The following is a 19,627-nucleotide window of genomic DNA, read 5'->3' on the forward strand; positions in this document are numbered from 1 at the left end:
CCTTCCCCCGGATTTCCAGGCGGTCTGACCATGTTTTCCATCTTCATCCGTTGCTCGGCCCTCTGGCTGGGACTGCTTCTGGCTGTCCCGGTGCAGGCGGGCATAGTGCTCAACACCACGCGTGTCATTTATCAGGCCCAAGACAAGGAAGTCAGCCTAGTCGTACACAACAGTGGCTCGGGTGAGATCCTCGCTCAGTCCTGGCTGCAGGCGGAAAGCGAAAAGATCGCTCCCGCCGATCTGCCCTTTGCGATTACCCCGGCGCTGGCGCGAATGACCGGCAATGCGCGACAGATGATCCGGATCATCTACGCCGGCGAGGGACTGCCCGCCGACCGGGAATCGGTGTTCTGGCTCAATGTTCAGGAGATTCCGCAGACTGCCCGGGAGAACGAATTGCAGATCGCGATTCGTCAGCGGATCAAACTCTTCTTCCGCCCTCAGGGAATGCGTGGCGACCCACTCAAAGCAGCGCAAGAGCTGCAATGGCGTGTACAGGGCGGCCAGCTGGAAGTCAGCAATCGCAGCCCGTATCACGTGTCGCTGATCAAGCTTGAGGCGCGTCAGCAGGGCAAGCCGCTGTTCTCGGCCGACAGCCAGATGCTGGCGCCGCTGCAGAGCCTGAAACTGCCCATGCGCCCGGCCACTTCGGGCAAACCGGTCGAACTCAGGTTCATCAGCATCAATGACTTCGGCGCCCAGGAACCTTACCTCGCGCAAGTCGTGGCCGACCGGACTGTTCAGGCCGAAAGGACCGACGTTCGTACCGACTGACGACTGACACCACGGTCGGATTTTTCGTACCTCATTTTCGCCGCACGTACGTGGCGGCTACTGCGTCGTGCGCCTGCGAGAAAGGATTCGGCAGCGCATCGGAACTCAGAACACGAGTGAAACCAGCTAATGGAACGGCGAGACCAGAACAACAAGGGATCTGTGTGCAGCGCGGCACGGCCCGGTACATCCCTCTGTAGAGGCGGGCCATCGAAGGTATTCGACTGCAGCCGGTTGGCACTGTGCATGGCGCTGACCGGCGGGCTTGCGACAGCTTCGCCTTTAATGGCAATGACCGATCAGGTCGCCGACCGCCGGGCTGCCAGCGGCGTGAAGTTCAATACGGCGTTCATTCAGGGCACCGATCAACCGGCGGACCTTGAGACTTTTCTGCAAGGCAACAGCATCGTGCCCGGCACCTATCGGGTCGACGTCTACGTCAACCGCACATTGAGCGGTCGACGCGATATCAACTTCATCAACAACCCTGCCAGGGACGCGGTCGAGGCATGCCTGACGCTGGAAATGCTCAGCCAGTTCGGCGTGGATGTCAGCGCGCTGGACACAGCCGATACGCCAGGCAGCGGCTGTTTCGATCTGATGTCACACGTGGCGTTTGCGCAGGTCGATTACCAGCCTTCGAACCTGCGCCTGAACATCACGGTCCCGCAGGCGATCATGGCCCGCAGCGCGCGTGGATACGTGTCTCCGGAATTGTGGGATCAGGGCGAGACCGTCGGCTTTGTCAATTACAACTTCAGCGGGGCGCGCCGCACGCGTAATGAGCAGACGCAGGATCAGTATTATCTGGGCCTGCGCAACGGCGTGAATCTCGGTGCCTGGCGGCTGCGCAATGAGTCCTCGGTCACGTACGGAGACGCTCAACCTTACCGTTTTCGCAGCAACAGGACCTTCGTTCAGCGCGACGTCAGTGCGCTGAAAAGCCAACTGACACTGGGTGAAACGTTCACCGACTCGCAAGTGTTCGACAGCGTGCGTTTCGTTGGCGCAACGCTGATGTCCGACGATGGCATGCTGCCCGACAGCGAGCGCGTCTATGCGCCTGTCATACGAGGCATCGCCGAAACCAATGCCACGGTTGAAGTGCGCCAGAACGGCTTCATGCTGTACAGCGGCAACGTGTCACCCGGGCCGTTTGAAATCTCCGATATCTATCCCAGCGGCTCGAACGGCGATCTGGAAGTCACGGTCGTCGAAGCCGACGGACGCAAGCGCAGCTTTGTTCAAGCCTACGCGTCACTGCCGATCATGGTGCCCAAGGGCGCTGTCCGCTACAGCCTTGCAGCAGGTCAGTACGACAGCAACAGCGAGGACGGGACATCACCGGATTTTGCCAGCGGCACGCTCATTTACGGGTTGACCGAGCGGGTGACGGCCGCCGGTGGCCTGCAGATGGCCGAGGACTTTCACGCCGCAAACATTGGCGCGGGCATGAACACCGCACTGGGCGCTTTTTCGCTCGATGTCACCCAGTCGCTGAGCAAGCAGCGGCAGCAGAATTACAGCGGGCAAAGCCTTCGCGTGCGTTACGCCAATACGCTGGACCTGACTCACACAACGCTGGCGGTAGCCGGTTACCGTTACTCGACCGAGCAATATCGCACCCTCGATGAGCATGTCGAAGCACTGCAGGCGCATGAGAACTTCTATGCGGGTCGTGCACGCGATCGCGTCGAGCTCAACCTGACCCAGGCGCTGCCGGAGCAGTCGGCGTCGCTGAGCATTACCGGATCCGAACAGCGCTATTGGGACCGGGGCGACAAGACGCGGCAGCTTTACATCGGCTGGAACGCCTCGTGGCGCAGTGTGAGCTACAGCTTGTCGCTTGAGCGCAATCAGACGTTTCAGCGCAACGGGCAAGATCAGACCGATAATCGCGTCGCGTTGACCCTGAGCGTGCCGCTTGGCACAAGTCCCGGATCATCTCGCGCGTTTCTCAATGCCGTGCACGACAGCTCGGGCAACTACAACCTGCAGTCGGGTCTGAACGGCCAGGTGTTCGACGACCGCAGCACGTTCTACTCGGTGCAAGCGGGTCACGATCGAAATTCCGGATCGTCCGGTTTCGGCAAGCTCAGCACCACGACGTCCTACGGCCGTTTCGACGCGGGATACGGGCAAGGCAGCGATTACCAAGCGTTCAGCGTGGGCGCCGCGGGTTCTGTGGTTGCCCATCCCGGCGGCGTGAATCTCGGCCAGCCGCTGGGGGAGACGTTCGCGCTGGTGCAGGTCAAGGGCGTGAGCGGCGCGAGGTTGAGCAACGCGAGCAACGTCGAAACTTCCGACAACGGTTTTGCGATTCTGCCGTATGCGCAGCCTTACCGGACCAACTGGGTCAGCCTTGATACGCGACAACTGGGCGCTGATGTCGAGTTGGCGAACGCCGTCACGCAGGTCGTGCCCAGAAGGGGAGCGGCAGCGTTGGTCAGCTTTCAGACGTCCGTGGGCCGCAGAGTCCAGTTCGAGCTGGTGCGCCCCGACGGCAGTCGCCTGCCGTTGGGCACGACCGTCGAAGATGACCAGGGCAAGCCGCTGGCGACGGTCGACCCCAATGGTCGCGCATTGATTCTGAGTGAGCGCGACAGCGGCGAACTGGTCGCCAAATGGGCCGATCAACACTGTCGCGCGTCTTTCACGCTTCCGGCCAAGGACCCGCAGCGCAGTTACGATCGCGTCAAGGCGGTGTGTCAATGAAGTCCGCCTGTTTGATGACCGCCGTTTTGGTGTTCACCAGCGCCGCTGCGCAGGCGACGGTTTCGCTGTCGGGCACGCGTCTGATATTCGATGGCAGGTTCAGGGAAGCCTCTGTGGATGTCAGCAATCGCAGCGATGCTCAGGTGTTGATTCAGGCCTGGCTGGCAGATGGACGTGTTGGGGAGTCGGGCGCGGCAGACCTGCCGTTTGTCCTCACGCCGCATCTGGCGCAGCTGCCCGCACAGGGCAAGCAGACGTTGCGCGTGCTGTACGAAGGCGTCGGGATGCCGGCGGATCGTGAGTCGTTGCTGCATTTGTTCGTGCTGGAAATCCCTCGCCGCAGCCAGGCCGCGCAGCAATTGAGCATCGCCGTGCGGCAGCGCATCAACGTGTTCTACCGTCCGGCCGGTTTGCCTGGCGATCCCGCCGATGCCGCGCAGATGCTCACGTGGCAGCGGCAAGCGGGCGGCGAACTGTCTGCGCGCAATCCGACGCCGTATCACGTCTCGCTGCAAAACGTGCGTGTCGACGGCGTTGAAATCAGCGACTACCAGCTCCTGCCACCGTTTTCGGAGATTTCGCTGCCGCTTCCAGCGCGTGTTGTCGGCGACGGCATGCAGCGAAACCTGTCTTTCAAGGCGCTGACGGACTACGGCGGCCAGCGCGATTACTGCGGCGCATTGCCGGCGCAAGGCGCGTTGAACGTGCCACTGATCAGGCCCGATTCTCACTCACTCAAAGGGAAGTGCTGACCATGACGTACAGATCCGTTACCCGATGGTGTCCGATAGTGCTGATGACAGCGTTGTTGCCTGTCTCTGCCGCGGCCATGACCTGCACAACCCAAGGTGCAGGCGAATTCATCCTCCGCGCTGACTTGAGCAGCACTGTCGCGATCCCCGCCACGCTGCCCGATGGCACGGCGGTCTGGCGCTCCGAGCGTCTGAGCGTCGCGGTCGAATGCGCTAAGGAAGAAGTCGGCGGGCCAGAGGACGTCTTCCTTTATCTGAACCCGGAGAACATACAGATCGGTCAGGGCATTCGCGCAGGGCTGACAGTTGGTGGGGTCGACTTCCTCCAGACCTCTGGGCGCATTCCCACGCATCAGACGGCGCCCGCCTGCAAGGACGCGAGCACCCGTTGCCCAGCTGTCTCGTTCAACTTGCCTTTTACCGTGTTCATCGAGAAATACGGGCCGACCCCGCCATCCGGCATCGCCAGCGACGTGCGCGACTTCAGGATGTTTCAGGTTGACGGCACAACTGGCCCCAATCCAGTGCCCGACCGCAACCTCAATTACCTCATCAATAACCTGTCGGGGCTGCGCTTCGTGGCCTGTGACGCTGAGCTGCGGGTCATGCCGGAGACGATTGACTTCGGTGACGTGGCCATCGCCAACGTGAGGGTGGGCGAGGTCGCGACGTTCCAGCGGTTTGCCTTGGCCACCAGCCGTGTCTGTGATTCGCCGTTCAGCCTCAATGCGCGGCTCACGCCGGTATCGGGCGTGCTGTCGGGCGACGTGCTGGTGCCCGTCAACAACGACAGCGTCGGCATCCGCATCACGAACGCGTACGACAACATGCCGGTGCGATACAACGAGCCGTTTCACTTGAATGACCTGCTGGATGGGAACTACTCGGCCACTGCTGATTTCAAGGCCGAATTGATCTGGCAGACGCAAACGCCACAGCCTGGTCCCTTTTCTGCGGAAGTGATGGTCGATCTGTTCTACAAATAGCCGCGCGCATTCGGTCTTCTGCCTGAGGCAGGCGCAGAATGATTCGGGTATGCTGCGCGGCTTCGGGTGCCGCCCGACTTTTTCCTCGACCGCTTCAAGCTTCCGGAGCCTTCATGACGACCCCCGAACCTACCTCAGCGCCTGACCTCGATGTCGAACCGGTCGAGGGCAACGTCGTTTCCGAGCAGGCCCGGCCAGCGATTCCGGCGTTCAGTTTTCCGTTCAAACCGGGGCAGCTTGCCCAGGCCAGAAAGGATCAGCCGTACTACCAGAAGTCCAACAAATCCAGCCACGAAAAGCGGCCAGGCGCAGCTCCGGCGGGCACGCGTCGTTCGATGGGCAAGCGCTGATTCGCGAGCGTCCGGTCAGCCCTGTTTGCGAAAGCTGTCGCGGTATTGTGTGGGCGTCACGCCCAGACGCTGGGTGAAAATCAGGCGCATGCGCGCGGCGCTGCCGAATCCACAGTGATACGCCACGGCTTTGATCACCATTTCACTGCCCTCCAGCAAGTGTCGGGCGGCGTCGATTCTGGCTCGCTGGACGAATTCGGCCGGGGTGATTTTGGCGTCTCGAGCGAACACTCGCGCAAACGTGCGCGGGCTCATGGACACCACTTGCGCGAGTCGTTCCACCGAAAACGGTTCGCTGATGTGCTCCATCACGTAACGCTGGATGGTTGCAACGGGGGAGTCATCATCTGCCGAGGCGCTCAGGTACGGACTGAACTGCGATTGTCCGCCCTGACGTTGAGCGACCACCAACAGACGTTTCGCCACAGCCAGCGCGATCGCCGATCCATGATCCTGCGCGACCAGCGCAAGCGCCATGTCGATGCCTGCCGTGACCCCCGCGGACGTCATCATCGCGCCGTCGCGCACGTAAATGCGGTCAGGTTCGACCCTCGCTTCGGGAAACAGATCGGCCAGTTGTTGCGCATGGCTCCAGTGCGTGGTGACCTGCTTTCCATCCAGCAGACCGGCATGCCCGAGCACGAACGCTCCCGTGCAGATCGAGCCGAAACGTCCCGCCAGCGGCGTGGCTTCGCGCAACCAGGCGGTCAGCTCGGGCATCTCGGCACCCTCGGGAAGCAACGGGCCGCCGGGCACCAGCAGGATGTCGAAGGTTTTTGGCGCATCGGCCAGGGAATACTGCGCGCCCAGCGGCATGCCATTAGAGGCGACGATGGGGTAGGGCGTTGCGCCGATGGTGGTCATCCGGTAGCCATCGCCTTGTGCGACGTAGCGATTGGCCTCGGCGAACACATCCAGGGGACCGGCCACATCCAGCGACTGGACATCAGGGAACAGCACGATCGCGACGCTTCTCATCAATGAATCTCAGGCGCTTTGCAAAGGGATGAACATATAGCGCATCGCCTCTTCTGTCTCCAATAGCGCGCCTGCTTGTTGCAAGTGCAGCGTCGCGGCCTCGCCTGTCACGCGGAAACGCCACACGGCTTCGCTTGCAGGCAGTGCGCCAGTCTGCAGGCGTGAAACGGCTGCCGCAAAGGCGTCCATGTCGGGCAGGCAGGCAACGAAACCGTTGCCCTTGAGCGCTGTGGTCTGGAGTCCCAACGCTACGCAGATCGCCTGCTTGCGGGCAATGTCGTCGCGATCTGCCTGGCGCGATCGTTCGATCAACGCCAGCAGCTGTCGGTCAACCAACTGGCCGCCGACGATCAGATCCGGCCCCCGTGTCCAGGCCTCGGCAGGACAATCTTTGGCCTGCGGGCGAAGCGGAATGTGCGGATTGATCTCCATGGGATAAATGCGGCACACCAGCGGACGACGCTCATAAATGCGGCAGAGATTATCAGCGTCAAGATTTCGGCAACGACCAGCGTTGTAGGCCGCGAAGGTGATGGCCACCAGCGCCTGCGCTTTGCCGCTGCTGACGGGGTGCGAGCGCCGGGAGGCGTGAGTGACCTGCTCCGGTGCAACACCGTAGCCATTGGCCAGGAATGCTTCGGTCAGAATGATCACCGAGCCGCCGTCAGCCGCCCACTGCGCGGCCTCGGCCAGTGTCAGGGGCACGTGATGATCGGTGCAGCATTTGCCGCAGCCGACGCAGGAAAACTGTGTATCCATGGGAAGAAACAGTCCGCCAATCCAAAAAGAATGAAGCAAGACCTGAGCGGAAAAGCCGTCACCACGGCCAGGTCTTTTTCAAATTGGCGGAAAAGGCAGCAAGTTATGCGCCATCGGTCGGATTATTTCTTGGGCGGCGTGGTGACGTTGTCCCACTCAGTGATCAGCGCTTTCTTGTTCTTTCGGTCGTACAGGCAGAGCTCTGTGCCGATTTTATTCTTCATGAACGCCTGTTTGTACTGGCCTTTGATCAGCAGCGCGTTGTAACCCACGCTGTCATCGAACGCGGCATCGGCGCCCGCAGGCTTGGCATTCTTCAATGAACTGGCCGCAACGCAGCTGTCGACCAGAGTTTTGTTGAAGTCTTTCCAGGCGTCAGGGCTGGATGCGCTGGCCTGACCTGCAGCAGCGGTGAGGGTGAGCAGCAGGGCGGCAGTGAGTTTCTTCACAGCATTCTCCATTGTCGTTATCGGTGTGACTGCGACTTGGAGTGGCTTAGCGCGGTTCGAGTTCGCGGCGCTGCACATATTGCATGCCGGCGCGCTCGTACAATCGGCGAGCGGCGAGGTTGCTTTCCATCACCTTCAGGTCCACATGGCCCTCGCGCCGCTGGGCGAAGGCCGCGAATACCACGCCGAGCAGCGAATGCCCGATTCCGCGCTGCCGGGCGCGGGGATGCACCACCAGATTGCGAATGAATGCGCTGGTCCAGCAGTGGGCGACGGCAACAATCCCCAGGGCATCTTCGAGCACGAAACACAGCTGCCGATCGCACTCAGGATCATGGTCGAACGCGTCGAGCCATTGACTGAAATCCAGCACCCGACCGCCGCCCTGTGCCTGGCCCAGCACCAGCAGTTGGTGAACGGCTTGGGCATTTGTGGCGCTGAGGCCTGACCGCCGTACCGTCCCAGGCAGTTCAGGCACGTCGAGTGGCTGGCCCAGTGGGCGTCGCATCAACCAGTAATGCGCAGTGGACGCATCGTCAGGCGCAGGTTTCAGATCCCTTGCGCTTGGACCGTGCGCGCAGCTTCGATCAAGCATCGTGTCAGCTCAGGCGAGGAGAACTTGGTCAGAACGGCGTTGGCGCCTGCGGCCTTGGCCTTTTCGGCGTTCATCGCGCTGTCCAGCGACGTGTGCAGCAGTACGTAGAGTTCCTGAAAGTCAGGCGTTTCACGCAGTGTGCGAGTGAAAGCATAACCGTCCATTTCCGACATTTCGATATCGGACACCACGACGTTGATCTGCTGCGCGGTGCCCTGCAGGTCAAGCAGGTGGTCAATGGCCTCGCGGGCACTGCGCGCGGTGTGACACTCGATGCCCAGATTGCGCAACGTAATGACCGACTGTTGCAGCGCAACCTGACTGTCGTCGACCACCAGAATGCGCGCATTGGCCAGCACCTCGACGTCTTCAGCGCTTAGCTCGGCGGGTTCTGCGACGATCTGCGCAGGCGAGATGCCGTGAATGACTTTTTCGATATCCAGTACCTGCACCAGCGTGCCATCAACCTGAGTCACGCCGGTGATGAACGACTTATTGCCGGAGCCAAATGGCGGCGGGCGGATATCGGTCGTGAGGCAATGGACGATCTTGCTCACCGCCTGGACATGCAGACCCTGCTTGGAGCGGCTCACGTCCGTGACGATCAGGCAGCCACCGTCCGGGTCCAGCAGCGGTCGTTCACCGATTGCGCGGCTCAAGTCGATCACCGACAACGAGTTGCCGCGCAGCGTCGCAACGCCTTTCACGTGCGGATGCGACTCGGGCAAACGGGTGAGGGGAGGGCAGGGGATGATCTCGCTGACCTTGAGCAGGTTGATCGCCATCAGCTTTCCGCTGCGTAACGTGAACAGCAGAAGCGAGAGTGAATCTGCGCGGACGTTTTTGGACATATGAACCTTCTGTCATGCATGTCTGTTTGCCGGTAGAGGTGCAAACAGCGTTCGATGACGGTTTATCGACCCACTCAAGTCAGGCTTTAACCTCTTTTGATGCGCTTGCTCTTGAAGGCCCCTTCGAGACCAAGGTCAAAATGACCTGTAGTCAGTCTTAATGACAGCATCGTATAGATGGTCAAAATGACTCCTAAAGGATAAGCCATTGATATTGAAAGAAAAGTGTTCTGGCACGCTTCCTGATAAGTAACAGACATTCTTTATCAAAAGAGTCTCAGGAGTGCATCATGTTGACTGCTTCGGATCGTGCCATCGTCAAATCCACCGTCCCGCTGCTGGAAAGCGGCGGCGAAGCGCTGACGACTTACTTTTACAAAAAGCTGCTGACCCGGTACCCCCAGGTGCGGCCCTTGTTCAATCAGGCGCATCAGGCCAGCGGCGACCAGCCTCGTGCCTTGGCAAACGGCGTGCTGATGTATGCACGCCACATCGATCAGCTTGAGCAACTGGGCGATCTGGTTGCAAAGATCATCAACAAGCATGTGGCCTTGCAGATCCTCCCGGAACATTACCCATTGGTGGGCGAGTGCCTGCTGGAAGCCATTCGTGAAGTGCTCGGCGCTGAAATCGCCACGGATGAGGTCATCGCAGCCTGGGGCAAAGCCTACGGACAATTGGCCGAGATCCTGATTGGCGCCGAGAAAACCATCTACGACGAGAAGGCGCTGGCGCCCGGCGGCTGGCGCGGCGCGCGCGAATTCAAGGTGGTGGCCAAAGTGCCGGAAAGCGCCGAGATCACCTCATTCTACTTCGCACCTGCGGATGGTCAGCCGATCCTTGCTTTTACGGCCGGTCAGTACATCGGCATGCAGCTGTTCCTGGACGGTGAGGAAATTCGCCGTAATTACTCGCTGTCGGCACTGGCGGGCAACAATCAGTACCGCATCAGCGTCAAGCGCGAACCGGGGGGACGGGCGTCCAACTACTTGCACGACAACGTGAAGGTGGGCGACAGCATCAATCTGTTCACACCGTCGGGCGAGTTCACGCTGGCGCACAGCGACAAACCGCTGGTGTTGATCAGCGGCGGCGTTGGAATCACCCCGACTATAGCGATGCTCGAAGCGGCGGTGGCCACTGAGCGTCCGATCCACTTCATTCACTGCGCGCGCAACGGATCGGTGCACGCATTCCGTGACTGGATCGAAGACATGGCTGGCAAGCATCCTCAACTCAAACGCTTCTACTGCTATGCGGAGGATGACGGCAAGAGTCCGGCAGCCCACGCCATCGGCATGCTGGATCAGGCGCGACTGGAGCAGTGGCTGCCAGAGAATCGCGACGTCGACGCCTACTTCCTCGGGCCGAAAGGCTTCATGGCGGCAATGAAACGTCAATTGAAGGCCGCGGGCGTACCGGATGGGCAGGCGCGTTACGAGTTCTTCGGTCCGGCATCAGCACTGGAGTGACTGGCTGCGACAAATGGACGCATGCTTCTATATATAGAAGGAGGTTCGGCGGCACAGGCATGTCTGCGACAAAAAGCCGCACGCTTCTATATATAAGAAGAAATTCTGCGTCCGGATGTCGCTGTGGCAAACGGTCGCAGGCTTCGGTGTGCGCAGGCTCGAGAGCAAGGTTTTGCAGCAAGCGGTTTCTCGTGAGGAGCTCTGCCTGGAGCGTTAATGTTCGGGTAATGCAGGCGTGGTCAACATCGCGCCTGAAAAAATGGCTCGGCTCGTTGACCGGTGGTGGCATGAGCATCATGCGACCGGATTATCCGGCAGTGAGCGGGGCGATGCGACGATGGTAGAATTGCCGGCTTTCCGGACCGTCCCGGCCCGCAACAATACGCATCCGTCGATCCGGATGGACTCCAATTCAAAGGGTATGTGAATGACTGACAAGATGTTTTACCTGCGGCGTGAGAAGCAGTTTCTGGTTCTGCTCGGCATCATCTGCCTGGCGCTGATCGGTGGAGCGCTGTACATGCAGGTGGTACTGGGCGAGGCGCCTTGTCCGCTGTGCATCCTTCAGCGGTATGCGTTGCTGTTCATCGCCGTCTTCGCGTTCATCGGCGCTGCCATGCCGGGGCGTCTGAGTCTGACGATCTGCGAGCTTCTGGTGACCCTGAGTGCAGTGGGCGGCATTGTTGCGGCCGGGCGTCATGTCTACATCCAGACGCATCCGACCGAGAGCTGCGGCATCGATGTGCTGCAACCCATTGTCGATGGATTGCCGCTCGCGTCGCTGTTTCCGCTCGGATTTCAGGTCGCTGGCTTCTGTGAGACGCCATATCCGCCAGTTTTCGGACTTTCGCTGGCGCAATGGGCGCTAACGGCTTTCGTTCTCACAGTTGTTCTGGTACCGGTGGGTATCATTCGTAACCGGATGAAAGCGCGCTGATAACAAAGTGTTGCATAAAAAACTGCCCCAAAATCCTTAAGAATTTCGGGGCTATTGACCTGTTTCAGGGTGCGACATAAGACCGCATTTTTACGGATTCGGAAATTAACTGTTGCGCAGAAACTCATAGTCAATAAAACTTTACGTATCTACAATCGCCCCCACTTAACGCCCCCATCACTTGAAGGACGGCGGAAATCGAGGTCGGAAAGCGTTTTTACGCCTTTGTAGACGCCGTTCGAATGGCCTCCTGCGTCAAATTCAGAATGTCAGCGCCAAGGGATCTGGTCCGCGTAGGCGGTTGCCACCATTCGAATAAGAAACCACAGCTAAACCCGGATTTGTTACGAGGCCATAAGCTTCCTGACAGGCCCCTGTTCAATCCAAAAATTTGCCAGCACCTGGCAGGGTGAAGTGTTGGCGGTCGAAACCCAACTGCGATGCGAAAGCTGCTTTTAGAGGTCGTGAGATGAGTAAAAAAAGGTACCCCAGGTTTTTTGGCTTCTTGGCCCTTTTCAGCATGCTCCTGCTCAGCGGGTGCGATTACACCCTGCTGGATTCCAAGGGCCATGTCGGCGTGCAAGAGCGTGATCTGATCATCACCGCTACTCTGCTCATGCTGCTGGTGGTGGTGCCGGTCATTTTCATGACCATCATCTTCGCCTGGAAGTATCGCGCCTCTAACAAGAGCGCAACCTACACCCCTGACTGGGCGCATTCGACCAAGATTGAACTGGTTGTCTGGCTGGTGCCTCTGGCCATCATCATCGTGCTTGGCTACGTCACCTACAAGTCGACCCACGCGCTGGACCCATACCGTCCGCTTGAATCCGACGTCAAGCCTGTGACCATCGAAGTGGTTGCGCTGGACTGGAAATGGCTGTTCATCTACCCGGAACAGGGTATCGCGACCGTCAACAAGATCGTTTTCCCGGCTAACACGCCGATCAATTTCCGCATCACCTCAGATTCGGTCATGAACTCGTTCTTCATCCCTGCACTGGGTGGCCAGATCTACGCGATGGCCGGCATGCAGACCAAGTTGCACTTGATCGCCAATGAAAACGGCGAGTTCGATGGTATCTCCGCCAACTACAGCGGCGCAGGTTTCACCGGCATGAAATTCAAGGCGACCGCGACCTCGCAGGCTGACTTCGACGCCTGGGTTGCTGAAGTCAAGAATTCACCTAAACAGCTGGCAACGGCTGAGTACACCGCTCTGGCCAAACCTAGCGAACGTAACCCCGTTGAACTCTACTCCACGGTCACTCCGAACCTGTTCCAGATCATCATCGACAAGTATGAAGGTATGAAGCCGGGCAAGATTGAGCACGAGAAGAAAGAAGTGGCCGGTATGGAAGGGATGGACATGGGTAAGCATTCAGCTGCTGAGGCAGAGGAGTAAACGATGTTTGGTAAATTAAGTCTGGACGCGATACCGTTCCACGAACCGATAGTCATGATCACGATTGCCATGATCGCTATTGGCGGTGCAGCGGTACTCGGTCTGATCACGTATTTCAAGAAGTGGACCTACCTGTGGACCGAGTGGCTGACTTCGGTCGACCACAAGAAGATCGGCGTGATGTACATCATCATCGCCATGGTCATGCTGCTGCGTGGTTTCGCTGACGCCATCATGATGCGTTCCCAGCTGGCTCTGGCCACCGAGGGTTCGCCCGGCTATCTGCCGCCTGAACACTATGACCAGATCTTCACCGCTCACGGTGTGATCATGATCATCTTCATGGCGATGCCGTTCTTCACCGGTCTGATGAACATCGTTCTGCCTCTGCAGATCGGCGCTCGCGACGTTGCCTTCCCGTTCCTGAACTCCCTGAGTCTGTACCTGCTGATCTCCGGTGTGGTGCTGGTCAACGTTTCCCTGGGCGTCGGTGAATTCGCACGTACCGGTTGGGTTGCCTATCCGCCGCTGTCTGAACTGGGCTACAGCCCGGGCGTGGGTGTCGACTACTACATCTGGGCACTGCAGCTATCGGGTCTGGGTACGACACTGACGGGCGTTAACTTCCTGGTTACCGTCCTGAAGATGCGCACGCCTGGCATGAAGCTGATGGACATGCCGATCTTCACCTGGACCTGCACCTGGGCAAACGTTCTGATCGTGGCGTCGTTCCCGATCCTGACCGCCACCCTGGCACTGCTGACCCTTGACCGCTACCTGGACTTCCACATTTTCACGAACGAATTGGGTGGTAACCCGATGATGTACGTGAACCTGTTCTGGGCGTGGGGTCACCCTGAGGTGTACATCCTGATTCTGCCGGCGTTCGGAGTCTTCTCCGAGGTCATCTCGACGTTCACCGGTAAGCGCCTGTTCGGCCACCACTCGATGATCTACGCCTCCGGCGCGATCTCCGTACTGGGCTTCATGGTCTGGCTGCACCACTTCTTCACCATGGGGTCGGGTGCAAGCGTCAACGCCTTCTTCGGTCTGGCGACGATGCTGATTTCCATCCCGACGGGCGTGAAACTGTTCAACTGGCTGTTCACGATCTACCAGGGCCGTCTGCGCTTCACCGCGCCAGTCATGTGGACCCTGGGCTTCATGGTTACTTTCTCCATCGGTGGTATGACCGGCGTTCTGCTGGCCATCCCGGGTGCTGACTTCGTTCTGCACAACAGCCTGTTCGTGATCGCGCACTTCCATAACGTGATCATCGGTGGTGCTGTCTTCGGTTACATCGCAGGCTTCGCGTTCTGGTTCCCGAAAGCGTTCGGCTTCAAGCTGAACGAGAAGTGGGGCAAGGCAGCGTTCTGGTTCTGGATCTCGGGCTTCTATGTGGCATTCATGCCGCTGTACGCACTGGGCTTCATGGGCATGACCCGTCGTCTGAACACCACTGACAACCCGGACTGGACGCCGTACCTGCACGTCGCGTTCTGGGGTGCAGCGCTGATCATGGTCGGTATCGCCTGCCAGCTGATCCAGATCTACGTGAGTATCCGTGACCGCGAGCAGAACCGTGACGTGACCGGTGACCCTTGGAATGGCCACACCCTGGAGTGGTCCACTTCGTCGCCTCCGCCGTTCTACAACTTCGCAGAACTGCCGAAGGCAAACGAGATCGACGCGTTCTATGCAGCCAAGCGTGATGGTGAAGCGTACCCGGTTCCGGCCAAGTACTCCGACATCCACATGCCGAACAACACCGCTACCGGCCTGGTAATGGGTGCTCTGCTGACCGTCTTCGGTTTCGCGATGATCTGGCACATCTGGTGGCTGTCGATCGCCAGCCTGGTTGGCACCGTCGTTTACTTCGTCATCCACGCTGCACGTGACGATCAGGGCTACATGGTTCCTGCTTCGGAAGTGGCACGCATCGAAGGCGAGCAACACAAGATCCTGGCCTCGGTCCGCAATGCCCAGGCAAACACTCCTGTCAACAAGCTGGAGCAGGCATAAACAATGTCGAACTTAGTATTTGAAGGTGCTAAAGGTCACGACCACGGTCATGACCATGAGCATGACCACGGTCACCATGACGCCGGCGAGATGAAAATCTTCGGCTTCTGGATCTACCTGATGACCGACTGCATTCTGTTCGCGTCGATCTTCGCCGCTTACGCAGTGCTGGTTAACAACGTTGCCGGTGGTCCAGCAGGCCACGACATCTTCGAACTGCCATACGTGCTGGGCGAAACCGCCTGCCTGTTGCTCAGCTCGATCACCTACGGCTTCGCCATGCTGGCGATGCACAAAGGTAACAAGTCCGGTGTGCTGGGCTGGCTGTTCGTGACCTTCCTGTTCGGTATGGGCTTCATCGGCATGGAGATCAACGAGTTCCACATGCTGATCTCCGAGGGCTACGGCCCTAACCGCAGCGGCTTCCTGTCGGCGTTCTTCACGCTGGTCGGTACCCACGGTCTGCACGTGACCAGCGGTCTGATCTGGATGGCGATCATGATGTACCAGGTCAGCAAGAATGGTCTGACTGCCACCAACCAGACCCGTCTGAGCATGCTCAGCCTGTTCTGGCACTTCCTGGACGTGGTCTGGATCTGCGTGTTCACCGTTGTCTATCTGATGGGGACCATTTAAATGGCAAATTCACATCACTCCCATGACGATTCCAGCCACGGCAGCTTCAAGTCGTACATGGTCGGCTTCGTACTGTCGATCATCCTGACCGCGATTCCCTTCGGTCTGGTTATGTTCCCGACGGTATCGAAAGTTGCCACACTGTGGATCGTGCTGATCTTCGCGGTCGTGCAGGTTCTGGTTCACCTGGTGTACTTCCTGCACCTGGACCGTTCGGTGGCACAGCGCAACAACGTGGTTGCATTCGCGTTCGCCACGCTGGTTATCGTTCTTCTGGTTGGCTTGACGGTATGGATCATGTTCAGCATCCACACCGCTATGATGGCGCACTGAGGAAAACCTGATGTCACTGAAGCACTTTATCCAAATCACCAAACCGGGGATCATTTTCGGTAACGTGCTTTCGGTGGCAGGTGGCTTTTTTCTGGCTTCCAAGGGACACATCGATTTCGGTCTGTTCCTGGTGGCGATGATCGGGACTTCGCTGGTCGTGGCGTCTGGTTGCGTCTTCAACAACTGCATCGATCGTGATATCGATGTGAAGATGGAGCGCACCAAGAACCGCGTACTGGTTCAGGGCCTGATTTCGTTGAAACTGGCCCTGGCGTTCGCCACGGTGTTGGGCGTTGCCGGTGTCGCTTTGCTGTACACCAAGGCCAACCCGCTGGCCGCGTGGTGCGCAGTGATCGGTTTTGTGATTTATGTCGGCTTCTACAGCCTGTACCTGAAACGCAAATCCGTTCACGGCACATTGGTGGGCAGCCTGTCGGGCGCGATGCCGCCGGTGATCGGCTACGTTGCGGTCAGCAACAGCTTCGACCTGGCGGCACTGACGTTGCTGGTGATGTTCAGCCTGTGGCAAATGCCTCACTCGTACGCCATCGCGATCTTCCGCTTCAACGACTACCTGGCTGCTTCGATTCCGGTTCTGCCGGTCAAGCGTGGCATCCGGGTCGCCAAGCGCCACATCCTGATCTACATCCTGGCTTTCCTGCTGGCTACCTTGATGCTGACCTTCGGCGGTTACGCCGGGCTCAACTATCTCGCAGTCGCGGCGGCCATGGGCATGTACTGGCTGTACATGGCGTGGACAGGCTACAAAGCCAAAGATGACTCCGTTTGGGCACGTAAGCTGTTCGTGTTCTCCATCTTCACCATCACCGCCTTGAGCGTGGCGATGTCGCTGGACTTTCAGGTAACCAAAGAGCTGCTGGTCACATACGCAGCACCTTGATGCCCTGACTGAAACAACCGAAACCCCGTCGCTCGTAAGAGCTGCGGGGTTTTTTTATGGGTCAGCGCTCACCCTTGAGCCGGGCGGCCCAGGCCTTTGATTCTGCCGTGCCTGCACCCCCCGATTCGCGCGTTACCCCGCGACGGCAGCGGTTTGCGGATCGGTCGGCTCCTTCGCAGGCCCCAGCACGATCGCCAGATGACGCAGGTCCTCGATGTGCACGCTGACGCTCTTCCCGGATGGGCTAAGCGCAAGGGTCCCCAGCGCGAAGACCGTGAAAAACCGGACCTCATCGGCATGACTCAACAGCTCGCTGATGTAGCGACTCGATCGATACGCCTGCATCTGCGCGGGCGAAACGTAGAGTGTCACCAACTTGCCTTGTAGCCGATCGAAGAACTTGAACTTGAACCCGGTGCCGTAGCGCTCCACCAGGCCGCCGCCATACAGAACACGGCGCTCCTCGCCGGGCTGGGCGAATTTGATATGACGAAAATACGATCTCAGCGACACCTCGCCCTGACCCGGAACGCGCAACGTCAGCAGCGCGAACTCTTCCTTGCTCAGTTGCGCCTGTGCCTGACGGAAGCTGTCCACCAGTCGCTCGAGGTTATTGGTGCGGGTTGGAGTGGTCTTGGTGGTTCTTGGCGCGTCAGACGCAACCGCTGAAGGCGTCAGTGGTTCTGACACAGGCGTGTCGGACTTTATCGGAACCGGCGCCGCTTTGGCGCTTTCCTTGAGCGCTGGGTCGAACACATCAATGTAATCGTCGAGCTTGCGCTTGACCTTGCGCAACGCGCTCTGCGCTTCGGTCTCGGCTGGATCCGGCTGATCATCGGGCGACTGAGCGTCATCGACCCATTCGCAATCGGCGTGGTGCTCGTAGTTCGGGTTGGCGCGAAAATGCGCGGCGACGAACGTTGGGTGCTCCTGCGGCTTTACGTCATAGCGAACGCCGGTGATCTTCACGCCCAGCGCGCGACACGCTTCGCTTGAGCACAGAAAGCTGAAACGCGCGCGAGGCGGCTCCTGGGAGAAGAATTCCCGTCGCGCTGCCACGATCGAGACTTCTTGCTGCAGCTCTACACAGAATGCGCGGGTGATCGTCTTGCTGGTTTTCATAGAGCGGCCGAATCCTTGCCGAAGTCATGCCGCTCATGATGCGCAATAGCCAGTGTGTGGGCAATTGTTTCGGCGGGTGCCGTCAGGGCTGATGGCGTTTCGCGCGTTTAGCTTTAGCTCTGAAATGTCGGTAAGTCGCAATGGCCGCCGCAAGCACCACAACGCCGATGAAGATGGGAAGGCGATAGGGTTTGAGATTGCCGAGCAAATCCTCCAGAAATTCGCCTGCCCAGTATCCGGCGGTGACGAACAGCACAGCCCAAACGGCCGCGCCCAGCAGATTGATGATCGAAAAGCGCACCGGTGAGAGGCGGCTGGCGCCGATCACCAGAGGACCGATCAGGCGCATGCCGTAAAGAAATCGCACAGAGAAGATGGACGCCGTCGGATAGCGCTCGATGAGCCCGGAGACCCGGTCGATGGTGGCTTGCTGACGGTGCAGGCGCGGCATCAGGCGCGGGCCGAAGTAGCGTCCCGTCCAAAACAGGATCTGATCGCCGATCATCCCGCCCAACGTGGCCCAGACCATGACCTGCGGCCACTGCAAGACATGTTGATGAGCGGCCAGTCCGCCGAGGATCAGGATCGTCTCGCCTTCGAGCAGGCAACCGATGAAAACTGCCCAGTAGCCATAATTGGCGAGCAGGTAATTGATGTCGATGTGTTCGAACATGGAGTGGCGGTGGCCTTCGGAAGGATAAAAACCGCAGGAGCATCCGGCGGCGTGTTTGCCTGTTGCGGCAGTGTCGCACGCCTTTCGACCCGAGCCGTCGGTTAACAGTTCTGTCCGCGTGTTGCGAACCTTCCGACGTTATGCGCTGTATTGCGCCTCCAGCGCCGCGAGGTCTTTCTCGATAACTTTCATAAGCATTTCCCACTCACTCTGAGTGCGTTTCAATGCTTCGCCTTCCCGAGAATAGAGAAAATCGATGATGTTGGCTGTTTCCTTCGCTTTGGTGGTAGGCCGGAAGGCGTCCATGCTCAGCACCCGGGCCAGCATGTCCAGCTCAGTGGCATGGTTGACCCATTGCCAGTCGTCCTTGATTACGACTTTGTCGATCAGGATGCACTGCTTCTTGAAGCTGCGCAGGCTCGCCCCGAACGGACTGGCTGCCAGCAGCGAGGTGATCCGTGCGCCCTCGCTGTTGGCTTTTTCCACGGCGTTGGGGCCAAAAAACCATTCGTTGAAACTCAGCTCAATCTCGCGAAAGGCCACATTGGCTTCCCAGATAATGCTCAGCGCCTTGTTGTGGATGATTTCGTTTTTCCACGCTCGATACGCCTTGAACGCCAGCCCGACCAGGCCGATGGCCGCCAGCGCCTGAACCAGAGAGGAACATGAGTTGATGACATTGAATGCCGCAGCGGAACCTGAGTCGCCGGCGCCGGAGTAGGACTCGTAGAAGACCGCGCCGGTCATCGCCGCGAGAGCGAAAAGGGCGCAATAGAAACCGAACGCATAGGGATCTTTCATTGTTGTTTTTATCCGATCAGCGAGGTTGAGCGTACAGCCGGGTCGCTTTGGATCAGTCAATGTTAAGGCTAGTTGAAAATCGCGGCTGCGGTGCTCGGAAGCGCTATAAAAGCGCT

The 19,627-nt window shown here is 59.1% G+C and carries 20 protein-coding genes; 12 read left to right on the forward strand and 8 right to left on the reverse strand.

Annotated features, from left to right (window positions below; all coding sequences use genetic code 11):
• Positions 1-30 precede the first annotated feature (30 nt).
• From BMZ10_RS13580 to BMZ10_RS13600, 5 genes are all read left to right on the forward strand, one after another.
• Positions 31-774 carry a fimbrial biogenesis chaperone gene (locus BMZ10_RS13580; RefSeq protein WP_093462897.1) on the forward strand — a complete coding sequence of 248 codons (744 nt, stop codon included), beginning with the start codon at positions 31-33 and terminating at the stop codon, positions 772-774.
• A 246-nt stretch (positions 775-1,020) separates the two neighbouring features.
• Positions 1,021-3,489: a fimbria/pilus outer membrane usher protein gene (locus BMZ10_RS13585; RefSeq protein ID WP_371265968.1), complete on the forward strand. Its 2,469-nt coding sequence runs from the start codon at positions 1,021-1,023 to the stop codon at positions 3,487-3,489.
• Complete coding sequence (locus tag BMZ10_RS13590) at positions 3,486-4,241, forward strand: fimbrial biogenesis chaperone (RefSeq protein WP_093462901.1); 756 nt, start codon at positions 3,486-3,488, stop codon at positions 4,239-4,241. Before BMZ10_RS13585 ends, BMZ10_RS13590 begins: the two co-directional genes overlap by 4 nt.
• Positions 4,242-4,243: 2 nt before the next feature.
• On the forward strand, positions 4,244-5,227 hold the full coding sequence (locus BMZ10_RS13595; protein WP_093462903.1) for a fimbrial protein: 984 nt from the start codon (positions 4,244-4,246) through the stop codon (positions 5,225-5,227).
• A gap of 113 nt (positions 5,228-5,340) precedes the next feature.
• On the forward strand, positions 5,341-5,577 hold the full coding sequence (locus BMZ10_RS13600) for a hypothetical protein (RefSeq protein ID WP_093462905.1): 237 nt from the start codon (positions 5,341-5,343) through the stop codon (positions 5,575-5,577).
• A gap of 15 nt (positions 5,578-5,592) precedes the next feature.
• On the opposite strand, the gene BMZ10_RS13605 is transcribed toward BMZ10_RS13600, so the two are convergent.
• The 5 genes from BMZ10_RS13605 to BMZ10_RS13625 all read right to left on the reverse strand — a co-directional run bounded on the left by BMZ10_RS13605 (position 5,593) and on the right by BMZ10_RS13625 (position 9,209).
• Entirely contained in the window at positions 5,593-6,555 is a 963-nt protein-coding gene (locus BMZ10_RS13605) for a GlxA family transcriptional regulator (protein ID WP_093462908.1), read from the reverse strand.
• Between the two features lie 9 nt (positions 6,556-6,564).
• Positions 6,565-7,314, reverse strand: coding sequence for a YkgJ family cysteine cluster protein (locus BMZ10_RS13610; protein ID WP_093462911.1), 750 nt, complete (start codon positions 7,312-7,314; stop codon positions 6,565-6,567).
• Between the two features lie 122 nt (positions 7,315-7,436).
• Positions 7,437-7,763 carry a hypothetical protein gene (locus BMZ10_RS13615; protein WP_093462914.1) on the reverse strand — a complete coding sequence of 109 codons (327 nt, stop codon included), beginning with the start codon at positions 7,761-7,763 and terminating at the stop codon, positions 7,437-7,439.
• Between the two features lie 46 nt (positions 7,764-7,809).
• The gene (locus BMZ10_RS13620; protein WP_093464149.1) at positions 7,810-8,271 is read right to left on the reverse strand and encodes a GNAT family N-acetyltransferase; all 462 of its coding nucleotides are present in this window, start codon (positions 8,269-8,271) and stop codon (positions 7,810-7,812) included.
• Positions 8,272-8,312: 41 nt separating this feature from the next.
• The gene (locus tag BMZ10_RS13625) at positions 8,313-9,209 is read right to left on the reverse strand and encodes a chemotaxis protein CheV (protein ID WP_093462918.1); all 897 of its coding nucleotides are present in this window, start codon (positions 9,207-9,209) and stop codon (positions 8,313-8,315) included.
• 290 nt (positions 9,210-9,499) lie between these two features.
• Here BMZ10_RS13625 and hmpA point away from each other — a divergent pair, with 290 nt between their 5' ends.
• The 7 genes from hmpA (at position 9,500) to cyoE (ending at position 16,915) form a co-directional block, all read left to right on the forward strand.
• Positions 9,500-10,681 (forward strand): NO-inducible flavohemoprotein, encoded by a 1,182-nt coding sequence (gene hmpA, locus BMZ10_RS13630; protein WP_093462923.1) that lies wholly within the window; start codon positions 9,500-9,502, stop codon positions 10,679-10,681.
• A gap of 427 nt (positions 10,682-11,108) precedes the next feature.
• The gene (locus BMZ10_RS13635) at positions 11,109-11,618 is read left to right on the forward strand and encodes a disulfide bond formation protein B (protein WP_093462926.1); all 510 of its coding nucleotides are present in this window, start codon (positions 11,109-11,111) and stop codon (positions 11,616-11,618) included.
• A gap of 469 nt (positions 11,619-12,087) precedes the next feature.
• Positions 12,088-13,023, forward strand: coding sequence for a ubiquinol oxidase subunit II (gene cyoA, locus BMZ10_RS13640; RefSeq protein ID WP_093462928.1), 936 nt, complete (start codon positions 12,088-12,090; stop codon positions 13,021-13,023).
• Positions 13,024-13,026: 3 nt separating this feature from the next.
• Complete coding sequence (gene cyoB / locus BMZ10_RS13645) at positions 13,027-15,045, forward strand: cytochrome o ubiquinol oxidase subunit I (RefSeq protein WP_093462931.1); 2,019 nt, start codon at positions 13,027-13,029, stop codon at positions 15,043-15,045.
• Positions 15,046-15,048: 3 nt separating this feature from the next.
• Positions 15,049-15,681: a cytochrome o ubiquinol oxidase subunit III gene (locus BMZ10_RS13650; protein ID WP_093462934.1), complete on the forward strand. Its 633-nt coding sequence runs from the start codon at positions 15,049-15,051 to the stop codon at positions 15,679-15,681.
• Positions 15,682-16,014: a cytochrome o ubiquinol oxidase subunit IV gene (cyoD, locus tag BMZ10_RS13655; protein ID WP_093462937.1), complete on the forward strand. Its 333-nt coding sequence runs from the start codon at positions 15,682-15,684 to the stop codon at positions 16,012-16,014.
• 10 nt (positions 16,015-16,024) lie between these two features.
• On the forward strand, positions 16,025-16,915 hold the full coding sequence (gene cyoE, locus BMZ10_RS13660) for a heme o synthase (RefSeq protein ID WP_093462940.1): 891 nt from the start codon (positions 16,025-16,027) through the stop codon (positions 16,913-16,915).
• Positions 16,916-17,047: 132 nt separating this feature from the next.
• Here cyoE and BMZ10_RS13665 read toward each other — a convergent pair whose 3' ends face one another.
• The 3 genes from BMZ10_RS13665 to BMZ10_RS13675 all read right to left on the reverse strand — a co-directional run bounded on the left by BMZ10_RS13665 (position 17,048) and on the right by BMZ10_RS13675 (position 19,511).
• Entirely contained in the window at positions 17,048-18,037 is a 990-nt protein-coding gene (locus tag BMZ10_RS13665) for an ATPase (protein ID WP_093462943.1), read from the reverse strand.
• Between the two features lie 82 nt (positions 18,038-18,119).
• Positions 18,120-18,710, reverse strand: a complete 591-nt coding sequence (locus BMZ10_RS13670; protein ID WP_093462946.1) for a DedA family protein — start codon at positions 18,708-18,710, stop codon at positions 18,120-18,122.
• A 138-nt stretch (positions 18,711-18,848) separates the two neighbouring features.
• Positions 18,849-19,511 (reverse strand): hypothetical protein, encoded by a 663-nt coding sequence (locus BMZ10_RS13675; RefSeq protein ID WP_093462949.1) that lies wholly within the window; start codon positions 19,509-19,511, stop codon positions 18,849-18,851.
• Positions 19,512-19,627: the final 116 nt, after the last annotated feature.

It is taken from the genome of Pseudomonas sp. NFR16, from assembly GCF_900108875.1.
GTDB lineage: Bacteria > Pseudomonadota > Gammaproteobacteria > Pseudomonadales > Pseudomonadaceae > Aquipseudomonas.

Coding starts and splice junctions, on each gene's coding strand:
- BMZ10_RS13625 (WP_093462918.1), bottom strand. CDS start 9,209: ATGTCCAAAAACGTCCGCGCAGATTCACTCTCGCTTCTGCTGTTCACG.
- BMZ10_RS13620 (WP_093464149.1), bottom strand. CDS start 8,271: ATGCGACGCCCACTGGGCCAGCCACTCGACGTGCCTGAACTGCCTGGG.
- BMZ10_RS13605 (WP_093462908.1), bottom strand. CDS start 6,555: ATGAGAAGCGTCGCGATCGTGCTGTTCCCTGATGTCCAGTCGCTGGAT.
- BMZ10_RS13635 (WP_093462926.1), top strand. CDS start 11,109: ATGACTGACAAGATGTTTTACCTGCGGCGTGAGAAGCAGTTTCTGGTT.
- cyoA (WP_093462928.1), top strand. CDS start 12,088: ATGAGTAAAAAAAGGTACCCCAGGTTTTTTGGCTTCTTGGCCCTTTTC.
- BMZ10_RS13650 (WP_093462934.1), top strand. CDS start 15,049: ATGTCGAACTTAGTATTTGAAGGTGCTAAAGGTCACGACCACGGTCAT.
- BMZ10_RS13670 (WP_093462946.1), bottom strand. CDS start 18,710: ATGTTCGAACACATCGACATCAATTACCTGCTCGCCAATTATGGCTAC.
- BMZ10_RS13665 (WP_093462943.1), bottom strand. CDS start 18,037: ATGAAAACCAGCAAGACGATCACCCGCGCATTCTGTGTAGAGCTGCAG.
- BMZ10_RS13600 (WP_093462905.1), top strand. CDS start 5,341: ATGACGACCCCCGAACCTACCTCAGCGCCTGACCTCGATGTCGAACCG.
- cyoE (WP_093462940.1), top strand. CDS start 16,025: ATGTCACTGAAGCACTTTATCCAAATCACCAAACCGGGGATCATTTTC.
- hmpA (WP_093462923.1), top strand. CDS start 9,500: ATGTTGACTGCTTCGGATCGTGCCATCGTCAAATCCACCGTCCCGCTG.
- BMZ10_RS13675 (WP_093462949.1), bottom strand. CDS start 19,511: ATGAAAGATCCCTATGCGTTCGGTTTCTATTGCGCCCTTTTCGCTCTC.
- BMZ10_RS13585 (WP_371265968.1), top strand. CDS start 1,021: ATGGCGCTGACCGGCGGGCTTGCGACAGCTTCGCCTTTAATGGCAATG.
- cyoB (WP_093462931.1), top strand. CDS start 13,027: ATGTTTGGTAAATTAAGTCTGGACGCGATACCGTTCCACGAACCGATA.
- cyoD (WP_093462937.1), top strand. CDS start 15,682: ATGGCAAATTCACATCACTCCCATGACGATTCCAGCCACGGCAGCTTC.
- BMZ10_RS13610 (WP_093462911.1), bottom strand. CDS start 7,314: ATGGATACACAGTTTTCCTGCGTCGGCTGCGGCAAATGCTGCACCGAT.
- BMZ10_RS13590 (WP_093462901.1), top strand. CDS start 3,486: ATGAAGTCCGCCTGTTTGATGACCGCCGTTTTGGTGTTCACCAGCGCC.
- BMZ10_RS13595 (WP_093462903.1), top strand. CDS start 4,244: ATGACGTACAGATCCGTTACCCGATGGTGTCCGATAGTGCTGATGACA.
- BMZ10_RS13580 (WP_093462897.1), top strand. CDS start 31: ATGTTTTCCATCTTCATCCGTTGCTCGGCCCTCTGGCTGGGACTGCTT.